This window comes from Streptomyces griseosporeus, assembly GCF_014656055.1.
Classification (GTDB): domain Bacteria; phylum Actinomycetota; class Actinomycetes; order Streptomycetales; family Streptomycetaceae; genus Streptomyces; species Streptomyces griseosporeus.
Window position 1 is genome coordinate 501,946 of record NZ_BNBR01000003.1, and the last position, 18,747, is coordinate 520,692.

Annotated in this window: 22 protein-coding genes; 12 read left to right on the forward strand and 10 right to left on the reverse strand. The window is 71.9% G+C overall.

Going from position 1 to position 18,747, the window contains the following annotated elements:
- Position 1 precedes the first annotated feature (1 nt).
- The 4 genes from IE308_RS16960 to IE308_RS16975 all read right to left on the reverse strand — a co-directional run bounded on the left by IE308_RS16960 (position 2) and on the right by IE308_RS16975 (position 3,788).
- The gene (locus IE308_RS16960; protein WP_110630506.1) at positions 2–1,000 is read right to left on the reverse strand and encodes an AAA family ATPase; all 999 of its coding nucleotides are present in this window, start codon (positions 998–1,000) and stop codon (positions 2–4) included.
- Positions 1,001–1,169: 169 nt separating this feature from the next.
- The gene (locus IE308_RS16965; RefSeq protein ID WP_190218594.1) at positions 1,170–3,125 is read right to left on the reverse strand and encodes a VMAP-C domain-containing protein; all 1,956 of its coding nucleotides are present in this window, start codon (positions 3,123–3,125) and stop codon (positions 1,170–1,172) included.
- Positions 3,118–3,477 (reverse strand): CU044_2847 family protein, encoded by a 360-nt coding sequence (locus tag IE308_RS16970; RefSeq protein WP_110630499.1) that lies wholly within the window; start codon positions 3,475–3,477, stop codon positions 3,118–3,120. The genes IE308_RS16965 and IE308_RS16970 overlap by 8 nt, the downstream gene beginning before the upstream one ends.
- Before the next feature lie 131 nt (positions 3,478–3,608).
- On the reverse strand, positions 3,609–3,788 hold the full coding sequence (locus IE308_RS16975; RefSeq protein WP_003992906.1) for a DUF6104 family protein: 180 nt from the start codon (positions 3,786–3,788) through the stop codon (positions 3,609–3,611).
- 216 nt (positions 3,789–4,004) lie between these two features.
- Here IE308_RS16975 and IE308_RS16980 point away from each other — a divergent pair, with 216 nt between their 5' ends.
- Together IE308_RS16980 and IE308_RS16985 are read left to right on the forward strand one after the other, a co-directional pair.
- Positions 4,005–4,961, forward strand: coding sequence for a DUF4097 family beta strand repeat-containing protein (locus IE308_RS16980; RefSeq protein ID WP_110630497.1), 957 nt, complete (start codon positions 4,005–4,007; stop codon positions 4,959–4,961).
- A 1-nt stretch (position 4,962) separates the two neighbouring features.
- Complete coding sequence (locus tag IE308_RS16985) at positions 4,963–5,976, forward strand: PadR family transcriptional regulator (RefSeq protein ID WP_110630495.1); 1,014 nt, start codon at positions 4,963–4,965, stop codon at positions 5,974–5,976.
- 11 nt (positions 5,977–5,987) lie between these two features.
- Here the strand turns inward: IE308_RS16985 and IE308_RS16990 are convergent, their stop codons facing one another.
- The 4 genes from IE308_RS16990 to IE308_RS17005 form a co-directional block, all read right to left on the reverse strand.
- On the reverse strand, positions 5,988–6,554 hold the full coding sequence (locus tag IE308_RS16990) for a Clp protease N-terminal domain-containing protein (protein ID WP_190218595.1): 567 nt from the start codon (positions 6,552–6,554) through the stop codon (positions 5,988–5,990).
- Positions 6,554–6,763, reverse strand: a complete 210-nt coding sequence (locus IE308_RS16995) for an HTH domain-containing protein (protein ID WP_110630491.1) — start codon at positions 6,761–6,763, stop codon at positions 6,554–6,556. Before IE308_RS16995 ends, IE308_RS16990 begins: the two co-directional genes overlap by 1 nt.
- Positions 6,764–6,865: 102 nt before the next feature.
- Positions 6,866–7,831, reverse strand: a complete 966-nt coding sequence (locus IE308_RS17000) for a zinc-binding dehydrogenase (protein ID WP_110630489.1) — start codon at positions 7,829–7,831, stop codon at positions 6,866–6,868.
- A 212-nt stretch (positions 7,832–8,043) separates the two neighbouring features.
- Positions 8,044–9,267, reverse strand: coding sequence for an NAD(P)-dependent malic enzyme (locus IE308_RS17005; protein WP_110630487.1), 1,224 nt, complete (start codon positions 9,265–9,267; stop codon positions 8,044–8,046).
- A 581-nt stretch (positions 9,268–9,848) separates the two neighbouring features.
- On the opposite strand from IE308_RS17005, the gene IE308_RS17010 reads away from it, so the two are divergent.
- The 5 genes from IE308_RS17010 to IE308_RS17030 all read left to right on the forward strand — a co-directional run bounded on the left by IE308_RS17010 (position 9,849) and on the right by IE308_RS17030 (position 15,228).
- Positions 9,849–10,811, forward strand: coding sequence for an ABC transporter substrate-binding protein (locus IE308_RS17010; protein ID WP_190218596.1), 963 nt, complete (start codon positions 9,849–9,851; stop codon positions 10,809–10,811).
- Between the two features lie 32 nt (positions 10,812–10,843).
- Positions 10,844–11,770 carry an amino acid ABC transporter permease gene (locus IE308_RS17015; RefSeq protein ID WP_190218597.1) on the forward strand — a complete coding sequence of 309 codons (927 nt, stop codon included), beginning with the start codon at positions 10,844–10,846 and terminating at the stop codon, positions 11,768–11,770.
- Complete coding sequence (locus tag IE308_RS17020) at positions 11,767–12,567, forward strand: amino acid ABC transporter ATP-binding protein (RefSeq protein ID WP_308440110.1); 801 nt, start codon at positions 11,767–11,769, stop codon at positions 12,565–12,567. The genes IE308_RS17015 and IE308_RS17020 overlap by 4 nt, the downstream gene beginning before the upstream one ends.
- Before the next feature lie 80 nt (positions 12,568–12,647).
- A complete protein-coding gene (gene murJ / locus IE308_RS17025) occupies positions 12,648–14,324 on the forward strand; it encodes a murein biosynthesis integral membrane protein MurJ (RefSeq protein WP_373314510.1) in 1,677 nt (558 codons plus the stop codon).
- Positions 14,325–14,598: 274 nt separating this feature from the next.
- Positions 14,599–15,228 (forward strand): CGNR zinc finger domain-containing protein, encoded by a 630-nt coding sequence (locus IE308_RS17030; RefSeq protein ID WP_110630479.1) that lies wholly within the window; start codon positions 14,599–14,601, stop codon positions 15,226–15,228.
- Here the strand turns inward: IE308_RS17030 and sodX are convergent.
- Positions 15,132–15,566 (reverse strand): nickel-type superoxide dismutase maturation protease, encoded by a 435-nt coding sequence (gene sodX, locus IE308_RS17035; protein ID WP_110637098.1) that lies wholly within the window; start codon positions 15,564–15,566, stop codon positions 15,132–15,134. The genes IE308_RS17030 and sodX overlap by 97 nt on opposite strands.
- 145 nt (positions 15,567–15,711) lie before the next feature.
- Between sodX and sodN the strand changes: the two genes are divergently transcribed.
- From sodN to IE308_RS17060, 5 genes are all read left to right on the forward strand, one after another.
- Complete coding sequence (gene sodN / locus IE308_RS17040; protein WP_110630477.1) at positions 15,712–16,107, forward strand: superoxide dismutase, Ni; 396 nt, start codon at positions 15,712–15,714, stop codon at positions 16,105–16,107.
- Positions 16,108–16,275: 168 nt separating this feature from the next.
- Positions 16,276–16,815 carry an NUDIX hydrolase gene (locus tag IE308_RS17045; RefSeq protein ID WP_190218598.1) on the forward strand — a complete coding sequence of 180 codons (540 nt, stop codon included), beginning with the start codon at positions 16,276–16,278 and terminating at the stop codon, positions 16,813–16,815.
- A gap of 47 nt (positions 16,816–16,862) precedes the next feature.
- On the forward strand, positions 16,863–17,210 hold the full coding sequence (locus IE308_RS17050; protein ID WP_110637096.1) for a helix-turn-helix transcriptional regulator: 348 nt from the start codon (positions 16,863–16,865) through the stop codon (positions 17,208–17,210).
- Positions 17,211–17,220: 10 nt separating this feature from the next.
- The gene (locus tag IE308_RS17055; protein WP_190218599.1) at positions 17,221–17,637 is read left to right on the forward strand and encodes a VOC family protein; all 417 of its coding nucleotides are present in this window, start codon (positions 17,221–17,223) and stop codon (positions 17,635–17,637) included.
- Between the two features lie 33 nt (positions 17,638–17,670).
- Complete coding sequence (locus tag IE308_RS17060; RefSeq protein WP_190218600.1) at positions 17,671–18,411, forward strand: VOC family protein; 741 nt, start codon at positions 17,671–17,673, stop codon at positions 18,409–18,411.
- Here IE308_RS17060 and IE308_RS36955 read toward each other — a convergent pair.
- Positions 18,408–18,743, reverse strand: coding sequence for a DUF952 domain-containing protein (locus tag IE308_RS36955; RefSeq protein WP_229908905.1), 336 nt, complete (start codon positions 18,741–18,743; stop codon positions 18,408–18,410). The genes IE308_RS17060 and IE308_RS36955 overlap by 4 nt on opposite strands.
- Between the last annotated feature and the right edge of the window lie 4 nt (positions 18,744–18,747).

The window sequence follows — 18,747 nt, forward strand, 5'->3', positions numbered from 1 at the left end:
GTTACCGCGGTCCCCGGTCGAGGGGCTGCATCAGCAGCTCGGAGATCTCCTCGCGCCGCTGGACCGCGTCCCGGGCGGCGTGCTGGGCGAGGAAGATGGCGTTCAGCAGCTGGTCGGTGGGGCGCAGCGAGCCGTCCGCCTCGGCCTGGGTGAACCGGTCGACGAGGTCGCGGTTGTCCTCGTAGGAGCCCTGGCCGAAGTGGGCCTGGACGAGGGCGGCGAGCCGCTCGTCGCGGGGGGCCTTGAGGTCGAGCGGGATGCAGCGGCGCAGCAGCGCGGCGGGGAACTCGCGCTCGCGGTTGCTGGTCATGACGACGAACGGGAAGGCGCGGCAGCGCACCTCGCCGCCGGTGACGGTGACCCGGCGCCCGTCGTCGGTGAGGACCCGCACCTCGGGGGTGCGGTCGGCGATGCGCTCCAGCTCGGGGATGGCGAAGCGGCCCTCCTCCAGGACGTTCAGCAGGTCGTTGGGCAGGTCGATGTCGCTCTTGTCGAGTTCGTCGATGAGCAGCACGCGCGGTTTGTCGGCGGCGAGCAGCGCGGTGCCGAGCGGGCCGAGCTTGATGTACCGGCCGATGTCCTGTGAGCCGGCATCGCCGGGCAGCTGGGCGTCCTGGAGGCGGCCGATCGCGTCGTAGCTGTAGAGGCCGTCGCGCAGTTCGCTGCGGCTGACGACGGGCCACTCCAGGACGCGGCCGAGGTCCAGCTCGTAGGCGACCGAGTGGGCCAGGGTCGACTTGCCGACGCCGGGCTCGCCGGTGACGAGCAGCGGGCGCCTGAGGTAGAGGGCGGCGTTGACGAGTTCGAGGGCGTCGGGGTCCTGGACCGGGAGCGGGACGGTGCGCGCGCCGAGCCTGCGGTGGGTGGAGGCGTCGAGCCCCGGGACCTCGTAGTCGACGGCGGGGGCGTCGAAGGCGCGCCAGGGGGGTGGGGCGGGCAGCTGCTCGATCCTGGCCGGATCGGGACGTCCGATGCCCTGGTAGATGAACCACTCGCTCATGGTGTGCTCCTCGTCGACGGTCGGTGGGAGTCCACGCCCTGGCCGACGGGGGCGTCGTGCGCCCGCAACGGGCCGCTGGGAGCATACCCACAACAGCCCTGGTACACAGGGGTTTTCGGCCATCCGGGGCCCTGCCGGCGCCGCGGTCCGGTGCGGTGCGGCCGCGTGTTCACAGCGGTGCGTCCACGGGATCGGTGTCCTCGTCGGGCAGCGGGCGGCGCGGGTCGTCGTAGAGCAGCGCGAGGGGTTCGGCCCAGGCGCTGTCGCCGCGCTGCTCGCTGATGTCCTGTCGTACGCGGCGCAGCCGGTCGGGGAGTTCGGCGAGCGAGCCGAGCGTTTCGAGGAACTTCTCCACGCGCGCGTGGAGGGTGTCGCACTCCGGCAGGCAGGCGCGGTCGGGGTGGCTGCCGAGGTGCCAGAGCGCCACGCCGTGCCCGCCCTTCAGGGCGTGCTGCATCGCGACCCGGCCGACGCCCTGTCCGGCCGGGCGGCACATCACGGGGATGCGGTCGCGCTCCGCGGCGCGGTAGCCGACGGCGTCGACGGCGCCCGGCGGGGGCATGCGCCAGCCCTGGAAGCGGGTGACGGCACTCATGCCGTGCCAGCGGTCCAGCCAGAGGCGGTCCGGTTCGCCCCGGCGTTCCAGGGCGCGCAGCACCACGCGGCGGCGGGCGCCGAGGTGGCCGGGGTCGTTGAGCCGGGCGATGTCGTCGAAGAGCCAGCGGTGCACGGCGGTGTCGAAGTGTTCGGCGGGCAAGGCCACTTCGAGGGGGACGGGGTGGCCCTTGCGGTCCTCCTCGCGCAGCAGCCCGCCGAGCGGGCCGCGCAGTGCCTGGACCAGCTCGTCGGGCCGGTGGCCGTGCACGGAGGTGTCCGTGCGGTGGATCTCGGGCAGGCCGTCGCCGCTGTCGTACCAGATCTGCCAGAAGAACCGGACGGGCTGCGCGCCGATCACCGGGTCTAGCAGCAGCGCCACGACGGGGCCCTCGCCGGGTCCCGGGTAGGAGATCACGACGCGTTCGGGGCCGTCGTCGGGGGGCGGGCGCAGTTCGTCGGGCAGGACGGCGCCGCTGACGAGGGCGTGCAGGTGGGGGCGGGGGTCGCGGCGCAGCCGCCGCCGGATCCAGTCGGCGAGGGCGGTGCAGTCGGCGCCACGCGCGCGTGCGTGGGCCTCGACGAGCTTGAGGTAGCGCAGGAAGACCAGCGGGTCGAGCGGGTGGGTGCCCTCGTAGAGCAGGCCGTGGCCGTCGCGCCAGCTCCACAGCTCGGGGGTGTCGCCCGCCCACTTGCGGTGGCTGCGCGCCTCCATGGCGGCGACGCGGACGGTGGGGCTGTCGGGCGGCTGCGGCAGCTCGGCGAGCAGGGCGAGCGCCTGCCGGCGGTCGCGGGGTGTCCAGGCGGCGGTGTGTTCGGCCGGCGGCCCGCCCTGGAGGTCGATCCAGTTGTCGCCGCTCTCGGACACGGGTTCCTCGCCGTGCCAGCGGTCGTGCGCGGCGAGCACGGTCCGGTACGTCTCACCGAACCGGCGCAGCGCGGTGAGGGCGACGGCCTTGCCGCCGTCCTTCTCCTTGCGCCGGGACTTGATCAGCCCGACGACCGCTCCCGTCTCCGGGTCGAGCAGCGGGCCGCCGGACATGCCGTTCGGGAAGTCGATGTCGGGCTTGATGATCAGCCCGTACGTGCCCTCGTGGCCGTTGATCTCGGCGTCGACCATGCGGAAGACGGCCTCGGGCGGCCCGGGGTAGTAGCCGCAGGCCTTCAGGGCGCCGGAGTGCCGGGCGGCCCGGTCGGAGAGCCACACGCACTCGTGCGCGTGACGGTCGGGGTCGCCGGTCAGCCGGACCAGGGCCAGGTCCTCGGCGAGCGGCACCTTGGGACTGCGCGGGTCGGTCACCAGCCACTCGGCCAGCCGGGCCTCGGCGTCGACGCCCTCGCCGCGCACCCGGAACACGGTGTCCCGGCCGGCGGCGAGGTGGGGGCGCAGCACATGGGCGGCGGTGAGCACCCAGCCGGGCGCGACGAAGAAGCCGCTGCCCCATAACGGGGTGTCCTTGCCTCCGGCGGCCAGCAGATGGACGGTGGCGGCGCGTACGAGCTCGGACAGCCGGTCCTCGCGCTCACTCATCCCCGGCCGCGTTCCCCCCGGTCTCCCCCGCGCTCCCGCGGTCGAACTGCCAGGTGAGGGTGACCTGCAGGGATGCCTTGGCCTCGCCCCGCGCGAGCACGGCGACGGCGAGGCCCTCCTTGGCGGTCAGCTCCACCCCGAAGGTGATGGCGGCCTCGTCGGGCCGGGCCGAGCGGGCGGCGTCGAGGACGGTGCCGCCGACGGCGCTGATCAGCTCCTGGAGCTGGGCGACCTTGGCGACCGCGGTCTCGGTGAAGCCGACGTCCTCCTGGTCGTCGTAGGCCTCGCCCGCGCCGATCCGGGCCGTGATGACGGTGCCGTCCGGCAGTTCGACGTCCTGGATGTGACTCATCGCGCTCTCCCCCCGCAGAGCCGGTGCCGCCGGGCCGCTTCGTCAACCCTGCCCGCACGGCGCTCACTTGACGTGGGACGAGGTTAATACCCGGGCCGGTTGCGGGACCACCGGGTGTACGGGACCACGGTCTACTCGTCGTCCTCGTCGTCGAGCCGGGCCAGCCAGGTCGCCAGCCGCTCGACCGGCACCTCGAAGTCCGGGTTCAGGTCGACGAACGTGCGCAGCTGCTCGGCGAGCCACTCGAAGGTGACCTCCTCCTCGCCGCGCCGCTTCTCCAGTTCCTCGATGCCTCGGTCGGTGAAGTACAACTCTCGCTCCTGCGTACGGACGGGACCGGCCCCATCCCGGGCCTGCCCCCTCAGGGTATGCCGTGCGCGGACCACCGGAACGGGTGACCGGCCCGCCCTTGACTTCCCCGGCCCGCGATATATCGTGAATGGGGTCAGACACGATATGGCGTGTCGAGGGTCGTGGCCGTGCGTCCCGCGGTGGGGGACGGCCGACCGTTCGAGGAGGGCTGTCCCATGTCCGAGTGGTCCGTCGCCGAGCCGAGGAAGCTCACGTTCGACGAGCCGGTGCGCGCGCTGCACGTCCGCATCGTCAACGGCACGGTCAACGTGGTGGGCACGGACGAGGGTCCGGCCCGTCTGGAGGTCTCCGAGCTGGAGGGGCCGCCGCTGCTGGTGACGCACCGGGGCGGCACCCTGACGGTGGCGTACGAGGACCTGCCCTGGAAGGGCTTCTTGAAGTGGCTCGACCGCAACGGCTGGCGGCGCAGCGCGGTCGTCTCCCTGGCGGTGCCGGCGGGCACCCGCGTGGAGGTCGGCGTGGTCAGCGCGACGGCCGTGGTCTCCGGCATCGACGCGCCCACCGAGGTCAGGGGCGTCTCCGGCGACACCACGCTGGTACGGCTCGGCGGCCCGGTCCGCGCCGACACCGTCTCGGGCAGCGTGGAGGCCCAGGCCCTCAGCGGCGACCTGCGCTTCAACTCCGTCTCCGGCGACCTGACGATGGTGGACGGCGCCGGGTCCGCGGTGCGGGCGGACTCGGTGAGCGGCTCGATGATCGTCGACCTGGATCCGGCGGGCGGCCCCACCGACGTGGCCCTGACCAGCGTCTCCGGCGAGATCGCCATCCGGCTGCCGCACCCGGCGGACACCCGGGTGGAGGCGAACACGGCGAGCGGCACGGTCTCCAACGCGTTCGAGGACCTGCGGGTGGGCGGCCAGTGGGGCGCCAAGCGGATCACCGGCCGGCTCGGCACGGGCAGCGGCCGACTGAAGGCGACCACCGTCTCCGGCTCGATCGCCCTGCTGCGCCGCCCGCCCCAGGAGGACGAACCGTGGGAGGCGGCACCGGACGACGGCCCCGCGGCGGGAACAGCCACGGCCCCGGGGGAGAATTCCGTTTCCGGCCGGGATGAGGGCGCGCAGGGCCCCGACGCCCCGGCCGACGGCACGACCGACAAGAAGGTGCTCTGACATGCCCCCCGTCTTCGCCCACGGCCGCCTCCGCCTCTACCTGCTGAAGCTCCTGGACGAGGCCCCGCGCCACGGCTACGAGGTGATCCGCCTCCTGGAGGAACGCTTCCAGGGGCTGTACGCGCCCTCGGCGGGCACGGTGTACCCGCGCCTGGCCAAGCTGGAGGCCGAGGGCCTGGTCACGCACACCACCGAGGGCGGCCGGAAGGTGTACTCCATCACGGACGCGGGCCGCGCCGAACTGGCCGACCGCAGCGGTGAACTGGCCGACCTGGAGCTGGAGATCCGCGAGTCGGTCGCCGAACTGGCCGCCGAGATCCGGGCGGACGTCCGCGGCGCGGCCGGCGACCTGCGGCGCGAGATGCGCGCGGCGGCCAGCGAGGCGCGCACCGGCCCGGGCGAGGGCGAATCCGGGGAGTACGGCGACAAGGAGTCCTGGCGCGCGGCCAAGGAGGAGATGCGGCGCGTCAAGCAGGAGTGGAAGGAGCAGGCCCGGCGGGCCAAGGACGAGAGCCGCCGCGCCCGCGAGGAGGCCCAGCGGGCCCGCCGCCAGGCCAAGGAGGCACAGGACCGCGCCCGGGCGCAGGCCCAGGAGGAGCTGCAGCGCATAGCGCGGCGCGTCCAGGAGCAGGTGCAGGACCACTTCGCGCGCGGCGACTGGCCGACGGGCGTGAAGGAGGGCCTGGCCGAACTTGCCAAGGAGTTCGGCGAGTTCGGCAAGGACTTCGGCAAGGAGTTCACCCGGGACCGCGCCTCCGCCCGGCCGGCGCCGTCCCCCGAGTACTCGCAGACCCCGGAGGACTTCCCCGCCGCATACGTCCCGGCCTGGGCGCACGAGTCCCCGACCGGTGATCCGGCCCGCGACCTGGACCGGCTCCTCGACCGCTTCCGCGACGACATCCGCGACGCGGCCCGCGACCACGGGGTCACCGCCGACCAGCTCCGCGACGCCCGCCGCCATCTGTCGACGGCGGCGGCCCACATCGGCGCGCTGCTGCGCACGCGCCGGCCCTGAGCGGGGGCCGGTCAGCCGGCCTTCGCCTCTCCCCCGCTGTACAGCACCCGGCTCACCGACGCATGGGTCACCCCGTGGTCGGCGAGGACCTCGCCGGCCACGCCGGGCAGCACGGTCAGGGCGAGCAGCAGATGCTCGTCGCCGATGTGCTTGTCCCGGCGGGCGAGCGCCATGCGCAGGGACCGCTCCAGCACCTGCTTGGCCTCCCGGCCGAACGTGGGCCGGCGCCCGGACCACCAACCCCGGTCGGTCCGGTCGCCGGACATCGCCCCCACCCCGTGCACCTCCTCCACCCGGGCCACGATCTCCGACACGTCGATGCCGAGCCCGGCCAGGGCATCGGCCTCGGCCTGTGACAGCCCGGCCCGCCGCCGCGCGTCCTCCAGCGCCTGCCGCACCGACTCCCGCCGCCCGGGAAGGCCGAGCGCGGCGAGCGCGAACGACCCGCGGCTCGCCTCCCGGTCCATCAGGGCGAGCAGCAGATGCCCGGCGTCCACCACCTGCTCCTTGCCGCTCTCCGCGTACGCGAACGCCCCCTTGACGACGGCACGGGCGTCCTTCGTGAACCGCTCGAACATCAACGCCTCCCGTACTTCTTGTGCACGGCCTGCCTGGTCACTCCGAGCTCGGCGGCGATCTCCTGCCACGACCAGCCCTGATTGCGCGCACTGCGCACCTGCACCGCCTCCAGCTGCTCCAGCAGCCGCCGCAGGGCGGCGACGGCACGCAGCCCGACCCGCGGGTCGCGGTCACCGGCACGCTCGGCCAGATCTGTTGCCTCGGTCATGATGTCAACGTACGTTGACAGGACGCGTCACGTCAACCCCGGTTGACATACGGGGCCGAAAAAGAGGCGGGCCCGCCCCGGGGCCCGCCTCAGCACCTCACCTCAGGCGTTGGTGAGCACGATCTTCCCGAACAACTCCCCCGACGCCATCCGCTCGAACCCGTCCCGGGCCCGGTCCATCGGCAGCACGTCGTCGATGACGGGCCGTACGCCGGTGGCGGCGCAGAAGGCGAGCAGGTCCTCCAGCTCGTCCTTGGTGCCCATGGTGGAGCCGACGACCTTCAGCTCCAGGAAGAAGATCCGGGTCAGCTCCGCGTGCGACGGCCGGTCACCGCTGGTGGCCCCGGAGATGACGAGCGTGCCGCCGGGCCGCAGCGACTTCACCGAATGCGACCAGGTCGCGGCACCCACGGTCTCGATGACGGCGTCGACCCGCTGCGGCAGCCGCGCCCCCGGCTCGACCGCCTCCACGGCGCCCAGCTCCAGCGCCCGCTTCCGCTTGGCCTCGTCCCGGCTCGTGGCGAAGACCCGCAGGCCGGCCGCCTTGCCGAGCACGATCGCGGCGGTGGCGACGCCGCCACCGGCGCCCTGCACCAGCACCGAGTCACCGGGGCGCACCCCGGCGTTGGTGAACAGCATCCGGTACGCCGTCAGCCAGGCGGTCGGCAGACAGGCGGCCTCCTCGAAGGACAGCTCCTTCGGCTTGGGCAGGATGTTCCAGGTCGGCACGGCGACCTGCTCGGCGAAGGTGCCCTGGTAGCGCTCGGTGAGGATGGACCGGGGCTCCTTGGGCCCGACCCCGTGACCGCTCTGGCCGATCACGGAGTGCAGGACGACCTCGTTGCCGTCCTCGTCGACGCCGGCGGCGTCACAGCCGAGGATCATCGGCAGGCGGTCCTCCGGGAGGCCCACGCCCCGCAGGGACCAGAGGTCGTGGTGGTTGAGGGAAGCGGCCTTGACGTTGACGACACTCCAGCCGGAACGGGCCTCGGGGGCCGGGCGGTCCCCCAACTCCAGGCCGTTCAGCGGCTGGTCACGGTCGATTCGGGCGGCGTAGACGGCGAACATGCAGCCGACGATAGGTTGACCGGCCCCCGGAAGGAACCAACCCGCCTTGTGACACATGCCCTCTTGTGCGGACGCCTACCTTCACCCCGCCCATGGAGGCACCCGGCGCCGGTGCCGGCCGGGGGCGCCCCGCAGAACCCACCGTCCACCCGCACGGACGAACCCACAGGTAAAAAAATGGCCCCGCCCGAACGGGCGGGGCCATCCGAGCGTCACGCCCGGGCAACGCCCTCCGCTCGAGCCGCGGCAGCCACCGCCGCCGTGACGGCAGGCGCGACGCGCTCGTCGAACGGGGAGGGGATGACGTAGTCGGCCGCGAGATCGTCGCCGACCACGGACGCCAGCGCCTCAGCCGCCGCGATCTTCATGCCCTCGGTGATCCGAGTGGCCCGCACCTGAAGCGCCCCGGCGAAGATCCCCGGGAACGCCAGCACGTTGTTGATCTGGTTCGGGAAGTCCGACCGCCCGGTGGCCACGACCGCCGCGTACTTGTGCGCGACGTCGGGATGCACCTCGGGGTTCGGGTTGGCCATGGCGAACACGAACGCGCCCTCGGCCATCGACGCCACCGCGGCCTCCGCCACGGTCCCACCGGAGACCCCGATGAAGACGTCGGCCCCGGCCAGCGCGTCCTCCAGCGACCCGGTCAGGCCGGCCTTGTTCGTGAAGGAGGCCAGCTCCCGCTTCACGTCCGTCAGATCGTCCCGCGACGCCGACACGATGCCCTTGCGGTCGGCCACCGCCACGTCCCCGATCCCGGCCTCGACCAGCATCTTCGCGATGGCGACACCGGCGGCGCCGGCCCCGGAGATGACGGCGCGGAGCTGCCCGATCTCCCGCCCGCTCAGCCGCGCCGCGTTCCGCAGGGCGGCCAGCGTCACGACCGCCGTACCGTGCTGGTCGTCGTGGAAGACGGGGATGTCCAGCCGCTCCTGGAGCTTGCGCTCGATCTCGAAGCAGCGGGGCGCCGAGATGTCCTCCAGGTTGACGCCGCCGAAGGAGGGAGCGAGCCGCACCACGGTCTCGACGATCTCGTCGGCGTCGGTGCAGGCCAGCGCGATCGGCACGGCGTCGACGCCGCCGAACTGCTTGAAGAGGATCGCCTTGCCCTCCATGACGGGGAGGGAGGCCTCGGGCCCGATGTCGCCGAGCCCCAGCACGGCCGTACCGTCGGTCACCACGGCGACGACGGACGACTTCCAGGTGTAGTCGTTGACGAGGTCCGGCTGTTCCGCGATCGCGGTGCACACGCGCGCGACGCCGGGGGTGTACGCGAGGGACAGGTCGTCCTTGTCCCGGACCGGCACGGTGGCCTGCACGGCCATCTTGCCGCCACGGTGCAGGGCGAACACAGGATCGAAGGAATCGAGGGGCTCCGCACCGCCCTCCTGATCCGATTTGTGCTCGCTGCGAGAGTTGACGATCTCCGCTGCCACTTTGTCCTTACCCCTTAATTGTTCATGGTTTGAGGGTTTGTACCGCCCCTGGTGAGGGGCGGGCGGGCACCGCGTGCGACCCGGTTTCGCGATGAGCACGGACCGCACACGACGGGCGCGCCGCACACGCGCCCTGAGCCCCGGATGAGGGGTGTAAAGAACCTTCTTACCTGACGGAAGGGGCCGCCGACGAGTCCATAACGTGAAGGTCACACGTCAGCGCCATGACGTGAGATCACTCATGACCGATGATCCGGACAAGGTCTGGACAGGATCACGACGACCACTCAAGTGATCGATCACCGGCCGCCGGCCCCGCCCGCACCCCCGGCCGAGCCGAAGATCTTCCGGCGGAATCCCCAGTTCACCGCAGAAGGTGCGCCGCGATGTACCGGAGTGGTGCGGTTCGGGTGAGGCCCGTTATCCGATTTTGACATTGCGAGTCACCTGAATGAACGAGTCCGAATGGCAAGATGCCGTAATCACACGAGGTCGCGACACCCGAAGGTGTGTGTTCTCGTCGACCCATCGGCACTGCCGAGACACCATCGGCACTCCACCCATCCGCCGGAGGAACCACCATGACCGCAAGCTCCACCCGTCGTACGACCGCAGCGCGCTCCCGGCTGGCAGCGGTCGGCTCGATCGCGGTCGCAGGCGCTCTGCTTCTCACCGGCTGCGGTGACCAGACGGACAACGGCAGCGACAGCGGCTCGGACACCTCCTCGTCCACCGCCCCCCTGGCCTCCAAGCTCCCCGCGGACATCCGCAAGGCCGGCGTCATCAAGGTGGGCTCGGACATCGCGTACCCGCCGGTCGAGTTCATGCAGAGCGGCAAGGCCACCGGCATCGACCCGGACATCGCGGAGGCCCTCGGCAAGCAGCTCGGTGTGAAGTTCGACTTCCAGAACGGCAAGTTCGACCAGCTCATCGTCGGTCTGCAGTCGAACCGGTTCAACGTGATCATGTCGGCGATGAACGACACCAAGGACCGCCAGCAGGGCATCGACTCCGACACCGGCAAGACGGTCGGCAAGGGCATCGACTTCGTCGACTACTTCACCGCGGGCACCTCGATCCTCGTCCAGAAGGGCAACCCGAAGGGCATCAAGACCCTCGACGACCTGTGCGGCAAGGTGGTCGCCCTGCAGAAGGGCACCACGTCCGAGGGCATCGCCAAGGCGCAGAGCGACAAGTGCAAGAAGGACGGCAAGAAGGCCATCGAGCTGCAGACCTTCGACACCGACCCCGAGGCGCTGCTCCGCCTGAAGCAGGGCGCGTCGGTCGCCGACCTGAACGACTTCCCGGTCGCGGCGTACAACGCCAAGACCTCCGGCGGCGGCAAGGACTTCGAGGTCGTCGGCGAGCAGATCGAGGCGGGCCCGTACGGCATCGGCGTCAGCAAGGAGAGCACCCAGCTGCGCGACGCCCTCAAGGCGGCCCTGGACGCGATCATCAAGAACGGCGAGTACCAGAAGATCCTGGAGAAGTGGAACGTCACGGACGGCGGCGTCACCGAGGCGAAGATCAACGGCGGCTCCTGACCTGCCTGACGCGTCACTGAAAGGCAGTCACCGTGACTGACACTCTCGACAAGGCCCCGGCGTCGGTGCCGCCGGAGCAGATCAAGGCCATCCCGGTCCGCCACTACGGCCGCTGGGTGGCCGGCGCCCTGGTCATCGCGATCCTCGTGCTGATCGGGATCGCGTTCTCCAACGCCAACATCAACTACAGCATCATCCCGGACTACCTCACGGACAAAACGATCCTGTCCGGCGCCTGGCACACGCTGTACATCTCCGTGCTGGCCATGGTGCTGGGTCTCGTCCTGGGCGTGATCCTCGCCGTGATGCGAATGTCGTCGAACCCCGTCACCAGCACGGTGGCCTGGTTCTACGTCTGGTTCTTCCGCGGCACCCCGGTCCTGGTCCAGCTGCTGCTCTGGTACAACATCTCGCTCGTGTTCCCCATCCTCAACCTGGGGTTCTACAAGGACGAGATGAACCAGGTGATGACGCCGTTCCTGGCGGCGCTGCTGGGTCTCGGCCTCAACGAGGCCGCGTACATGTCGGAGATCGTGCGCGCGGGCATCCAGTCGGTCGACGAGGGCCAGACCGAGGCCTCGCACGCGCTCGGCATGACGCAGGGCCAGACGCTGCGCCGGGTGATCCTCCCGCAGGCGATGCGCGTCATCGTGCCGCCGACCGGCAACGAGTACATCAACATGCTCAAGACCTCGTCGCTGGCGTACGCCGTGCAGTTCAACGAACTGATCAAGCGGGCCACGGACGTCTCCAGCACCTCGCTGGCGGTCGTGGAGATGTACTTCGTCGCGTCGATCTGGTACCTGATCCTGACCAGCGTCTTCAGCGTCGGCCAGTACTACCTGGAGCGCCGTTACGCCCGTGGCTCCTCGCGCAACCTGCCGCCGACGCCGCTGCAGCGCCTGCGCAGGAACCTCCGCGCGTTCGGTTCCTTCCGCCGCCCGGAGGTGGCCCGATGACCGACCTCGTCAAGGACATGGCCAAGAGCGCCGGCGGCCACCCGATGGTCCGCGCCGAGGGCGTGCACAAGTCCTTCGGGCTGGCGCACATCCTCAAGGGCATCGACCTGGAGGTGAACCCGCGTGAGGTGTTCTGCCTGATCGGCCCGTCCGGTTCCGGCAAGTCCACCTTCCTGCGGTGCATCAACCACCTGGAGAAGATCAGCGCCGGCCGGCTGTGGGTCGACGGCGACCTGGTCGGCTACCGGCAGAAGGGCGACAAGCTCTACGAGCTGAAGGAGAAGGAGGTCGCGGCGCAGCGGCGGGACATCGGCATGGTGTTCCAGCGCTTCAACCTCTTCCCGCACATGACGGCTCTGGAGAACGTCATGGAGGCCCCGGTCCAGGTCAAGCGCGAGTCGAAGGCCGTGGCACGGGAGCGCGCGCAGCGCCTGCTGGACCGGGTGGGCCTCGGCGACCGCAAGGGCCACTACCCGGCGCAGCTCTCCGGCGGCCAGCAGCAGCGCGTCGCGATCGCGCGGGCGCTGGCGATGGAGCCGAAGCTGATGCTCTTCGACGAGCCGACCTCGGCCCTCGACCCGGAGCTGGTCGGTGAGGTCCTGGACGTCATGCGCGACCTCGCCGAGTCCGGCATGACGATGATCGTCGTGACGCACGAGATGGGCTTCGCCCGCGAGGTCGGCGACAGCCTGGTCTTCATGGACGGCGGCGTGGTGGTCGAGGCCGGCCACCCGCGCGAGGTGCTGACCAACCCGCAGCACGAGCGCACGAAGTCCTTCCTGTCGAAGGTCCTCTGAGCAGACGCACACCGTCAGCGGGGCCGCCCCGGGGAAACCCGGAGCGGCCCCGCTGCCGTCCGGTCGCTAACCTCACCCCGGTGACCACCACCCCCGCACCCCCGAACACCCACAAGCCGCACGGCAGTTCGCCGGAGGGCGGGCTGCTGAGGTCCTCCGCCCTCATGGCCGCCGGGACCGTCGTCTCCCGGATCACGGGGTTCCTGCGCACCCTCGTGATGGCCACGGCCATCGGGGTCGGCACGCTCAACGACACCTACCAGGTCGCCAACACCCTGCCGACGATGATCTACGTCCTGGTCGGCGGCGGCGCGCTGAACTCGGTGTTCGTGCCGCAGCTGGTGCGGGCGATGAAGGAGGACCCGGACGGCGGCGAGGCCTACGCCAACCGGCTGCTGACGCTGGTGGCGGTGCTGATGGCGGCCGTCACGGGCGTCTGTGTGCTGGGCGCGCCGCTGCTGGTGCACGCGATGTCGCCGTCGATCGCCGCCGACCCCCACCAGCAGCGGGTGGCGGTGGCGTTCGCGCGCTACTGCCTGCCGACGATGTTCTTCATGGGTGTCCATGTGGTGCTCGGGCAGATCCTCAACGCCCGCGGCCGGTTCGGCGCGATGATGTGGACGCCGGTCCTGAACAACCTGGTGGTCATCGCGTCGTTCGGCGCCTTCGTCTGGGTGTTCGGCCCGTTCACGCGGTCCCACGTCGACCCCGCCGGCGTCACCCCCGAGGGCGTCCGGCTGCTCGGTATCGGCACGCTGCTCGGCCTCACCGTGCAAGCGCTCGCGATGGTGCCGTATCTGCGCGCGGCGGGCTTCCGGATCCGGCCGCGGCTGGACTGGCGCGGCCACGGGCTGGGCCGGGCGGCCCGGCTGGCCAAGTGGACCTTCCTGTTCGTGCTGGCCAACCAGGCCGGCATGGTCGTCGTCACCCAGCTCGCCACCTGGGCGGGCTCGGCGGCCGAGCGGCAGGGGCACACGGGCACGGGCATCACCGCGTACAACTACGCCCTGCTGCTGTGGCAGATGCCCCAGGCGATCGTGACGGTGTCGGTGATGACGGCGGTCCTTCCGCGGATCTCCCGGGCGGCGCAGGACGGGGACCTGGCCGCGGTCCGCGCCGATCTGTCCTCGGGGCTGCGCACGTCCGCGGTGGTCGTGGTGCCCTGCGCCTTCGCCTTCCTCGCGCTGGGCCTGCCGCTGGCGACGCTGCTGTACTCCGGCACGGGCCAGGAGGGCGCCCGAGGCGTCGGCTACGTGCTGATGGCCTTCGGGCTCGGTCTGATCCCGTACTCGGCGCAGTACGTGGTGCTGCGCGGCTTCTACGCCTTCGAGGACACCCGGACGCCGTTCACCAACACGGTCGTCGTCGCGGCGGTGAACGCGCTCGCCTCGGCGGCCTGCTTCTGGTTGCTGCCCGCCCGCTGGGCGGTGGCCGGGATGGCCGCGTCGTACGGCCTGGCGTTCGCGGTCGGTGTCGGGGTGGCCTGGCGGCGGCTGCGCGGGCGGCTCGGCGGCGATCTGGACGGGGCCCGGGTCCGCCGCACATACGCCGCCCTGTGCACGGCGTCGGCGGTCGCGGCGGTGGCCGGCGGGGCGGTCGGGGCGGGGCTGCTGGGGTGGCTCGGCAGCGGGGTGCCGGGGTCGCTCGCGGCGCTGGCCGCGGGCGGGGCCGTCTTCGTCGGTGTGTTCGTCGCCGTGGCCCGGGCGCTGCGGGTGGCGGAGCTGCGGGCGGTCACCGGGCTGCTCCGCCGTCGCTGACGTGCGCCGAGTCGCGGGCCGGTGGCTACCTGAGCGCCGGCAGCAGGGTGTCCGAGGGCGAGGTCCACACGTCCGGGTCGGTGAGATCGGCCTCGACGAAGCCGACGCGGTCGTCGCCGGCGATGGTGAGCAGGGCGGGGTCGAGGTCGAGGACGCGCGGTTCGGAACCGACGAAGGCCCCCCGTCACAGCTCACACGTAATACCCTTTAGGTACGACCGGCTGTTACCGACCGCACGCACGACGACGATAGCGCGCGCCCGTAAGGACTACAAGTGGAACTGGCCTATTACTCGGACTACGCCGTACGGCTCGTGAACAGCGAGGAACCGGCCCGGGGCACGGACACCCTGACCTCGGTCGAGGCCGTCCGCGAGCTGTTCGGCGCCAACGCCTCGGCGGCCCGCCGCGCCACCGACGCGGACGTGACCCGGTTCCGCTCGGTACGGGCCCGGCTGCGCGCGGTGTTCCAGGCCGCCGACGAAGGCGACGAGACCCGCGCGGTGGACCTGCTCAACGCCCTGCTGCTGGAGTTCCCGGTCAGCCCCCAGATCTCCGGGCACGACCACCGGGACGACGACGGCCGCCCCCTGTGGCACATGCACCTGGCCGACCACCCGTCGAACGCGACCGCGGGCTACGCGGCCATCGCGGCGATGGGCCTCGCCTTCCACCTCACCGAGTACGGCGTGGACCGGCTCGGCCTGTGCGAGGCGACGCCGTGCCGCAACGCCTACCTCGACACCTCCACCAACCGCTCCCGGCGCTACTGCTCCGACCGCTGCGCCACCCGCGCCAACGTGGCCGCCTACCGCGCCCGCAAGCGCCTGGAGGCCGACCGGTCGGCGAAGACGGGCCTGGCCGCGGAGAGCGCCCAGCGCAGCACGGCCAGCGGGGAGCGCTGACCGGGCCGGGCCGGCCGGTAGCGGAACAGGACCCGGCCGAGGACCAGTTCCTCGGGTACGACGCCGTAGTCGGTGCTGTCGCCGCCGGCCCAGGCGTTGTCGCCCAGCACCCACCAGCCGCCCTCGCGCAGCTCGACGGCCCGCTTGACGACGAGCAGGTCCTGCTGGAAGGGGTGGCGCAGGACGATGACGTCGCCGGGCCTGATCCGGGCGCCGTACCGCACCAGCAGCCGGTCGCCGTGGTACAGCGTGGGCACCATCGACGGCCCCGTCACCTCGGCCGGCCCGAAGGGCAGTACGGCCCTGCCCCGCTCGGTCTCCTGCGACAGCTCCGGCATCCCCGGCACCTCCCCGGTCCGTTCCTCCACCAGTCTCAGTCTGACCCTGGACTTTTGTCCTAAGCCCATGGGGGCACTCGCGAAAACCCGTCCCGCAGGGAGTAATGTCCCACCTGAGAAGACGATCACGAGGAAGGAATGCTCCATGCTTTCCCGCCTGTTTGCCCCCAAGGTCAAGGTCAGCGCGCACTGCGACCTGCCCTGCGGTGTGTACGACCCGGCCCAGGCCCGCATCGAGGCGGAGTCGGTGAAGGCCGTCCAGGAGAAGATGGCCGCCAACGACGACCCGCACTTCCAGGCTCGTGCCACGGTCATCAAGGAGCAGCGCGCCGAGCTGGCGAAGCACCACGTCTCCGTGCTCTGGAGCGACTACTTCAAGGCCCCGCACTTCGAGAAGTACCCGCAGCTGCACCAGCTGGTCAACGACACCCTGAAGGCCCTGTCGGCCGCCAAGGCCTCCACGGACCCCAAGACGGGTGAGAAGGCCCTGGAGCTCATCGCCGAGATCGACAAGATCTTCTGGGAGACCAAGAAGGCCTGACCTTCGCTCCCACGGCCCGACCTGCGATCGGTGCACCATCGCGAGTCGACCGGACGGAAAAGGGGCCCCGCCGCAACCCGGCGGGGCCCCTTTTCCATGCCCGGGCGCAACCCGGCGGGCCCCCTTTTCCGCGCCCGGCCACCCGCGCACGGCCCCTACAGTGACCCCATGGCAGACGATCGGTACGGCCTCGTCGTGGACGCCGGTGTCGAGGTGCCCATGCCCGGGGACGGCGAGACGTGGGCGGTGGGGGCGGTCGTGCTCGACGGGCGGGGGCGGGCGTTCGCGCAGCGGCGCGGCGCCGGCCGGCGGCTGTTCCCCGACTGCTGGGACATCGTCGGCGGGCATGTGGAGGCCGGCGAGTCCCTGCTGGAGGCGCTCGCCCGGGAGGTGCGGGAGGAGACCGGCTGGCGGCTGCGCCGGGTGCGGCGGCTGCTCGGGGTCACCTCATGGACCGGCGACGACGGCGGCGGGCTGCGGCACGAGGCCGACTTCCTGGTGGACGTCGACGGCGACCTGGACCGCCCCGCGCTGGAGTGGTCCAAGCACTCCGCCTACGACTGGTTCGGGCCCGGCGATCTGGACCGGCTCAAGGAGAACCGGTCGCCCGGCGAGTACCTGGTCCACGACCTGATCGCCGCGGCGCTCGGCACCGGCTCCCCGGCCCCGACCGGTCTGCCGGACGGGCGTGCCATCCTGAGGGAGTGACGACCACCACGGAGGACCTGGTCCGGCTGCGGCGGGCCCGTGACCGGATGGACCGCGAGTACGCCGAGCCGCTGGACATCGCCGCGCTCGCCCGTACCGCGCTGATGTCCCCCGGCCACTTCCAGCGCAGCTTCCGCGAGGCCTACGGCGAGACGCCCTACGGCTACCTCATGACCCGCCGCGTCGAGCGTGCCAAGACGCTGCTGCGGCGCGGCGACCTGACGGTGACGGAGGTGTGCATCGCGGTCGGCTGCACCTCGCTCGGCTCGTTCAGCTCGCGCTTCACGGAGCTGGTCGGGGAGACGCCGAGCGCGTACCGGGCGCGCTCGCACGCGGCGGGCGAGCAGGTCCCGCCCTGCGTGGCGCGCACCTTCACCCGCCCGCGCCGCCGTTAGGTTCACCGCCATGGACGTGAAACTGAAGCAGTGCTTCATCGCCGTCGACGACTTCGACAAGGCGCTCGCCTTCTACGTGGACGTGCTCGGCCTGGAGATCCGCAACGACGTGGCCTTCGAGGACATGCGCTGGGTGACCGTGGGGTCGCCGCTCCAGCCGGACGTGGAGATCGTGCTGGAGCCGCCCGCCGCCAACCCGGACTTCTCCCCCGCCGACCGTGAGGCGATGGCCCGGCTGCTGGCCAAGGGCGTGCTGCGCGGGGTGAACTTCACCACCGCGGACTGCGACGCCCTCTACCAGCGCGTCCAGGAGGCCGGCGGGGACGTGCTGCAGGAGCCGATGGACCAGCCGTACGGCGTGCGGGACTGCGCGTTCCGGGACCCGGCGGGGAACATGCTGCGGTTCATGGAGCGCCGGGACGGCTGACCGCGCCGAACGGCCCGCCGTACGATCGCCCGCATGACCGAACCTGTGCTGTGGACCTACGCGTTCGCCGACCGCCCGATGGACCGCTTCGAAGCGGCCTGCGCCTTCTGGACGGCCGTCACGGACACCCGTCTGTCCGAGCTGCGCGGTGAACACGCGGAGTTCACCACCCTGCTGCCCGCCGGGGCGGACGCCTGCGTGAAGGTGCAGGGGGTCGCGGCGGGCGACGGCGGCGCGCATCTCGACCTGTGCGTGGCGAACGTGCCCGGCCTGGTCGCGGCGGCCCTGCGGCTCGGCGCGCAGATGCTCGCCGAGCACGACAGGTGGGCGGTACTGCGGTCGCCGGGCGGACAGGCGTTCTGCGCGGCGCCCTGGCAGGGGGAGAGGGTACGGCCGCCCGTGACGCGCGGCAGCCGCCTGGACCAGGTGTGCCTGGACCTGCCGCCGTCGGTGTACGCCGCCGAAGTCGCCTTCTGGACCGCGCTGTTGCCGGACTGGGACTCGGTGCCCGGCTCGCTCCCCGAGTTCCACGTGGTCAAGCCGCCGCCCGGGCTGCCTATGCGCATCCTCCTGCAGCGCCTGGCGGAGGAACGGCCGACGGGCGCCCATCTCGACCTGGCCTGCGCCGACATCGCCGCGACCCGCGCCCGCCACGAGACGCTGGGCGCGACCGCGCTCTCCCACGGCTCCCACTGGACGGTCATGCGCGACCCGGCCGGCGGGGTGTACTGCCTGACGGGACGGGACCCGGAGACGGGCGGCCTGCCCGCCTAGGCCCGCTGGTCCCAGGGTTCCGTGCCGACGACCGCCGACACCGGGATCGGGCCGTAGACGTGCGGGAACGCCTCGGCGCCGGGCTCCGGTGCCTCGTACCTCACCGGCGCGTCCAGCCGCTCCGGGTCGATGACCAGGACCACCAGCTCGTCGGGGCCGTCGTAGGAGCCGTAGAGGAAGCGCGCCACGGCCGGGAGCTGGGCGCGGGTCGAGCAGTGGATGAAGCCCTCCTCGTCGAGGGTGCGGCCCCGGGTGGACATCGTGTAGGCGCCCTGCGCGCGGGCCGCTTCCCACAGGGAGTGTTCGGTGAGGTGCAGGATGGGTTCGGTCATGCGG